The 6436-nt window shown below is 43.9% G+C and carries 8 protein-coding genes; all 8 read right to left on the reverse strand.

Features of this window, described 5'->3' with window-relative positions; genetic code table 11:
* Positions 1–4: 4 nt before the first annotated feature.
* The 8 genes from B3V56_RS07605 to pqqA all read right to left on the reverse strand — a co-directional run bounded on the left by B3V56_RS07605 (position 5) and on the right by pqqA (position 5818).
* Entirely contained in the window at positions 5–661 is a 657-nt protein-coding gene (locus tag B3V56_RS07605; RefSeq protein WP_286303807.1) for a protein-L-isoaspartate O-methyltransferase family protein, read from the reverse strand.
* A gap of 144 nt (positions 662–805) precedes the next feature.
* Entirely contained in the window at positions 806–1594 is a 789-nt protein-coding gene (locus B3V56_RS07610) for an ABC transporter permease (protein WP_286303806.1), read from the reverse strand.
* Positions 1591–2529: an ABC transporter ATP-binding protein gene (locus B3V56_RS07615; RefSeq protein ID WP_289281997.1), complete on the reverse strand. Its 939-nt coding sequence runs from the start codon at positions 2527–2529 to the stop codon at positions 1591–1593. Before B3V56_RS07615 ends, B3V56_RS07610 begins: the two co-directional genes overlap by 4 nt.
* Positions 2519–3712, reverse strand: coding sequence for a pyrroloquinoline quinone biosynthesis protein PqqE (gene pqqE, locus B3V56_RS07620; RefSeq protein ID WP_286303803.1), 1194 nt, complete (start codon positions 3710–3712; stop codon positions 2519–2521). Before pqqE ends, B3V56_RS07615 begins: the two co-directional genes overlap by 11 nt.
* Positions 3684–3968, reverse strand: coding sequence for a pyrroloquinoline quinone biosynthesis peptide chaperone PqqD (gene pqqD / locus B3V56_RS07625; protein ID WP_284723182.1), 285 nt, complete (start codon positions 3966–3968; stop codon positions 3684–3686). Before pqqD ends, pqqE begins: the two co-directional genes overlap by 29 nt.
* Positions 3965–4696, reverse strand: coding sequence for a pyrroloquinoline-quinone synthase PqqC (gene pqqC, locus B3V56_RS07630; protein ID WP_286303802.1), 732 nt, complete (start codon positions 4694–4696; stop codon positions 3965–3967). The genes pqqD and pqqC overlap by 4 nt, the downstream gene beginning before the upstream one ends.
* Before the next feature lie 30 nt (positions 4697–4726).
* Positions 4727–5641: a pyrroloquinoline quinone biosynthesis protein PqqB gene (gene pqqB, locus B3V56_RS07635; RefSeq protein ID WP_286303801.1), complete on the reverse strand. Its 915-nt coding sequence runs from the start codon at positions 5639–5641 to the stop codon at positions 4727–4729.
* Between the two features lie 105 nt (positions 5642–5746).
* Positions 5747–5818 carry a pyrroloquinoline quinone precursor peptide PqqA gene (gene pqqA / locus B3V56_RS07640; protein ID WP_081443609.1) on the reverse strand — a complete coding sequence of 24 codons (72 nt, stop codon included), beginning with the start codon at positions 5816–5818 and terminating at the stop codon, positions 5747–5749.
* Positions 5819–6436 lie beyond the last annotated feature (618 nt).

The following is a 6436-nucleotide window of genomic DNA, read 5'->3' on the forward strand; positions in this document are numbered from 1 at the left end:
TGTTTTAAAATTCAAATGGTTGGCTGGGTTCAGCGTTAATCAAATATGGGATAACGGTCTCAAACAGAACTATGGTTTGCCATTCCCGTTCACTTGTTCGCGTGATTAATTTAACAGGCATTGCCGGTGCTTTACCGGTCACGATAAGTAGTTTTCCGCCCACTTTCAGACTTTGTAAATAGTCATCAGGAATATCGGCGCAAGCTGCTGTTACGACAATTATGTCCACACGCTCGACTAACGACCAACCTTGGCTGGCATCGCCCACCGTTAAGGTCACATTGCCGATACCTGCATGAGATAAACGTTGTGCTGCTCTTTCAGAGAGATCTGAATAAAACTCAACAGATATCACGTGGCGTGCCAGTTTGGCCAATAAAGCGGTGAAATACCCGGAGCCGGTTCCGATTTCTAGGACATTTGTTTCAGGAGTAAGGTGTAAAGCCTGTAAAAACCGGCCTTCTAATATCGGTGATAACATGGTCTGCCCATGAGAGAGAGGCAGCATTGTATCGGCATAAGCCATCATCGCTAAATGCTCATCAACAAAATCAGCTCTGGACACCTCTGTCATCACGCTTAAAACGGCGTTATCAAGCACTTCACTGGGACGAACTTGCTGAACGACCATATTATGATGAGCATGATTTAGCAACGACACATTATTGCCCCTATCTTTGAGCTATAGCTGGTTAGGAGAATAAGGATAAGTGCTTTCTTATATAGGTGCAACCATAGAAGAATAAGGGAAATATCCAGTCACTTTGCCTATTCATGACTTTATAAAAGCAACGGTCGTGTGATTTTATTTTTTACCAGTAACACGATGGAATAAAGGCTCGTGGACAGATTCGCGAGAAAAGCGCCAGCAAGCAAGGCTAATCGCCATAATGGAAAATCCTGTCACCACCATCACATCCGTCATAATAGAAAAATCACTGGTCGCACTGGGGACCGCATGTTTCATCAAGTCAACACCATAACTAAATGGATTGATTAAGACGATATACTTCAGCATCTCAGGTAATTGGGTGACGGGATAAAGCGCACCGCTTAAAAAAAATACAGGGAAGATGAAAAAATTCATAATCACGGCAAAGTTATCTAATGTTTTTGACCATGCAGCAATTAAACCACCTATTGCTGCACAACATACCGCTGTTGCTAGAGCGGGCAATAATAACCATAAGGCCACTTCTACCTCGATTAAGCCTATCACTGCCAGTATGATTAATAACAAAATGGCCTGAACCATCGCCGTGATGGCTGCAGCGATTAATTTGGCAATCACAATTAAATAATGCGGAATAGGGGCAATTAACATCATTCGCATCACACCAAATTCTTTGTCATAAACCAGGGTCAAAGCTGACAATAAAGCGGCAAATAATAAGGTCATCGCTACAATACCAGGCACCAGAAAGCTCAGATAACCCGCTTGTTGCTCACCCTGCAACATACTGCCCACACCAGAACCTATCACCAGCAACCATATCATGGGTCTGACCATGGCACTGAGTAGTCTTGCCCGTTGACGAAAGACTTTTGTCAGCTCTCTTGCTACGACAGCCTTAACCGCAAGCATATGTGTCATGTCACGACCCCATAATCAGGTGGACATACTGTCCATAGATACACATCATTCAAATTTGGTTTACGCCATTGCATCGCATTAACGGCATGGCCAAGTGTTTTCTGCAGCTGATAAAAATCCGTTTCTTTGTCTTGGATACGATATGTCAGATGCTGATCTTCCCATAATGGCTCACCAAATTCTGAGCGCATCTGCTGACTGACCGCTTCGGTATCAGCACAATCAATTTCCAGCATATACGCGGCTAGATTCTTAATCAGTTTTTTTGGAGAGCCACCTTTCTGTAGCTGCCCTTTTTGTATGAAGTCAACATGGTCGCAAGCTTCTGCTTCTTCGAGATAATGCGTGGTCAAAAAGACAGTCATCCCCTCATCTTTTCGAAGTTGTTCAATAAACCGCCATATGGCACGACGGTTAGGCAAATCCAAACCAATCGTCGGCTCATCTAGAAATAAAACCTGAGGTTTATGCAAGACACCTCGGGCAATATCAACGGCGCGTCGCTGCCCTCCAGATAGAGTGACTAATTTCTGATGTCGTTTTTTTTCTAAGCCAAATACCGACAGTAACTCAGCGATACGTTGTTCCGCCTGCTGTTTATTCAAATGATACAAAGCGGCGGCAAACTGTAAGTTTTCATCCACCGTCATCATCCGATCAAGCGCTGAATCCTGAAACACCAAGCCAACAGCAGCTCGGGTTTGAACGGCGTTTTTACTAACATCCAGCCCAGCAATCCATGCTTGACCCGATGAGGCAGACGTCATGGTGGTTAGCATATGAATGGTTGTGCTTTTCCCCGCACCATTCGGACCAAGCAAACCATAAAACTGCCCAGGCTCGATACTTAGATCGAGCCCATTAACAGCAAGGGCCTGACCATATTGCTTGGTCAGGCCCTTGCTTAAAATCGCATATTGATTTTTATAAGCCACAAATTTCTTTTGAGTTTTTCGGGTTTCTGAATACGAGCGGTTTAGCCGTATCAGCTGGTTTTTCAGCTTCCTGCCGCCCTTTCTCTATCGCTTCCAGGATCAGGTGATGATCCGGTGATTTAGTACAGACTGGATCGGCCATCGCAGGATCACCTGTCAGCATATAGGCCTGACAGCGACAACCACCAAAGTCTTTTTCTTTTTCATCACAACTGCGACAAGGCTCTTTCATCCAGTCAAAGCCACGGAAACGATTAAAATCATTCGAACCTTCCCAGATTTCCTTCACACTCAGTTCTTTGACATTCGGTAGTTCCATGCCTGGTAATTCACGAGCCGCATGACATGGTAGAGCGGTACCATCTGGTGTGACGGTCAGAAATACATTTCCCCAACCATTCATGCAGGCTTTTGGCCTATCCTCATAATAATCAGGGACAACGTAATAGATCTTCATATTACCTTTTTGCTTTTCCTGATATTCATGCGCAATAGCTTCTGCACGAACTAATTGTTCTTTCATTGGTAATAGTTGATCACGATTATGCATGGCCCAACCGTAGTATTGGGTTGTTGCCAGCTCAACATAATCGGCGTCAAGGTTGATAGCTAAATCCAGAATCTCATCGATCTGATCAATATTCTGACGATGTGTCACAAAACATAGCACCATCGGATAACCCGCAGCTTTTACTGCTTTTGCCATCTCAATCTTATGCTGAAAAGCATCGGTACCAGCAATCAAGTTATTAAGATCTTCTGAACTCGCCTGGAAACTGACTTGGATGTGATCCAACCCCGCCTCTTTAAATTCTTTTGCCTTGTCAGCATTCAACCCTACGCCTGAAGTAATCAGATTCGTATAAAAACCCAAGTTTCTGGCTTCACGGATAAGCTCAATCAGATCGGGGCGAGTTAATGGCTCACCACCTGATAAACCCAATTGGGTTGCACCCATTTCACGTGCCTGGCGGAAAACGTTGATCCATTCTTCGGTTGTTAGCTCTTTTTTAACATTGGCAAAATCCATCGGATTGGAACAATAAGGACACTGTAATGGACAAGCGTAAGTAAGCTCTGCCAATAACCAAAGAGGCTGACGAATGCTGTCACGGACATTCATTCCGATAGCACCACCAGTACTGCCTGGTGCTTTATTCTGGTCTGATCCAGTCGTTGTCATGAGCTTCCTCCAAAAACTGATAGACGTCATCGTCTAAGTCAGCGCCATTAAAGGCTTCTTTAAGTTCAGCGATAAGCTCGCCGACGGTCTGCTTTTTTTCACTTACCCGCTTCAGGATTTCACCTGCAGCAGGATTTAATTTCACCATGCCTTCTGGGTAAAGCAGTACGTAACAGTCCTGCGCTGGCTCCCATTGGAAACGGTAACCCAGAGCCAGAACAGGAATCGTGTCTGCATTAAAAATGCGATCGGTCATTTTTCAACTTCCATAAAATAAGGGGGACGTCCTTCAATATACGCCATCCACATCGCATCTAACATGGTCCATAGGATATCAAGCTTGAATTGCAGTAAATCAACAGCGCGTTGTTGTTTCTCACGAGTATCACAATAATCCAGTGTGATTTGTAAGCCATGGTCGACATCACGACGCGCTTCACTTAAGCGTTTACGGAAATAGCGGTAACCTCGTTCATCAATCCAGGGATACAAGTCAGGCCAGTTGTCTAGTCTTGCTTGATGAATCTTAGGCGCAAATAATTCTGTTAACGAAGAGCCTGCCGCTTCCTGCCAGTTAGCCCGGCGCGCAAAATTAACATACGCATCTACCGCAAAACGAACACCTGGCAACACATGTTGATGTGATTCCAGTTCTTCTCTTGTTAATCCAACAGCTTCACCCAGCTGCAGCCAGGCTTCAATGCCTCCCTCTTCTCCATCATAACCATCGTGATCAAGAATACGTTGCACCCAATGTTTACGGACAGAAGCATCTTCACAATTTGCCATAATGGCAGCGTCTTTAATTGGAATCGCCGTTTGATAATAAAAGCGATTAGCAACCCAACCTTGAACTTGTTTTTGGTCCAGCTTGCCAGCATGCATCAGTTTATGAAAGGGATGGTTAATATGATACAGCGACTCTTTTTCGCGTAATTTTTGTTCAAACTCTTCGCGTGTCCATGGTGCTGGTTTTTCTGACATGTCATGTTCCTCTAGAATCATCTTAGACTGTTAAAGCTCGATATCCATGCCGTCATACGACACTTCTATTCCAGCCGCTTCCAACGTTTTCCGCTGGGGTGATTCCTCGTTGAGTATTGGATTAGTATTATTAATATGTATCAGGAATTTGCGTGGCTTATCCATGCCACTTAGGATCTCCATAATGCCACCTTTACTAGACTGGTCCAGATGTCCCATTTCCTGCGCCCGTTTATTGCTAATGCCTTCGTGTGACATCTCGTCATCAGTCCAAACGGTACCATCAACAAGTACGACGTCAGCATTCGCCATATATTCCATAACGTGCGGTTCTGCTACACCTAATCCTGGTGCATAGAATAAATTTTTACCGGTACGCGTATCTTCTATACGCATGCCAATGTTATCGCCAGGCACCGTGTTATGACGATGCGGTGAATAAGGAGGTGCCTCACTCTTCAAAGGCACGGCAGTGAAAACTAATCCTTCTGCTGTGGGAATGGTGAAGCTTGACTCATCCGTCGCGATCTCATGATGATTAATGCCACGGAAATGTCCGAGAATGTTGAAAACAGGGAATCCTGTGGTGAGATCTTCGTATACGGCATTAGTGGTATATACATCCCAAGGTTTATTATGTTCTCTGAGAGTAAGCATGCCGGTGACATGATCAATCTGTGCGTCTGTGATGACTATCGCGGTGATGGCTGTATCTCTGACTTGTCTAGCTGGTTGTAAAGTAGGGAAGTCATCCAGTTGTTTTTTAATATCAGGGGAAGCATTAAACAAAATCCAATCTGTTCCGTTTGCACTGATAGCAATGGAGGATTGTGTGCGAGGACTGGCTTTAATTGTGCCCTCTCTTACACCTTTACAGTTAGTGCAATTACAATTCCACTGAGGAAAACCACCGCCGGCTCCCGAACCTAAAACATGTACAAACATAAATATCCTTAGAAACTTGCATTAGACCAGATAAGACTTTAACAAATTTTATCTGGTATAACGTTGCCCGGAACAGAAAGTCCCGGGCATACATCAAAACCGTGATTAACGGTTGCAGATGTACATGGTTACTTCAAAACCAAAACGCATGTCTGAATATTCAGGTTTAGTCCACATAACTATATCCTCTCTAAAATTGTTTTATTTAATGTCATCCAACCTATTTGGAAGACGATTAGATAGTACACAGCGAATAAACTTGTTTCGTCAGGATTCCCCGCCTTGCCATTCAGGATTTTCCTGATTCAAGGATCGCCGGAAAAAGCTTTACCTGCCTATAATCCACAAAAATGGCTGTATTAAAAACCGTCAAAATTAGCTCAATGCTCAGGAAGATCTTCTTACCTGTCTCAGGTAAAAAACACCCAGTTAAAAATGCATTTATGCTCACGACTATCCTTGGCTGTCTTTATACAATATATGTATTAGAGAATTTTTCAGCTTCTTTAATGATTTTGTGGTTTACCACATGATTGCATTACCTATATTTCATTTTAACCAGGCCTTGTGCCTGGTTTTTTTTGTTCAAAAAAAAGACCCGACATCAAAAGATGCCGGGCCTTTTATTCAGATTAAGATTACAGGGTAATCTATATCATCTGGGTCTTACAGGCTGAATACACTCAGAACACCACCCAGGTTAGTCCAGCTAGACAATGCACGGTATGCACCGACTGCGCCAAGACCATCTGTTTCGTTTTCTAAGCTTGGGATCGCCATACCGATACCAGCCCA

Origin of the sequence: Methylophaga sp. UBA2513, assembly GCF_002341285.1 — a bacterium.
In the GTDB taxonomy this organism is placed as follows: Bacteria; Pseudomonadota; Gammaproteobacteria; order Nitrosococcales; family Methylophagaceae; genus Methylophaga; species Methylophaga marina.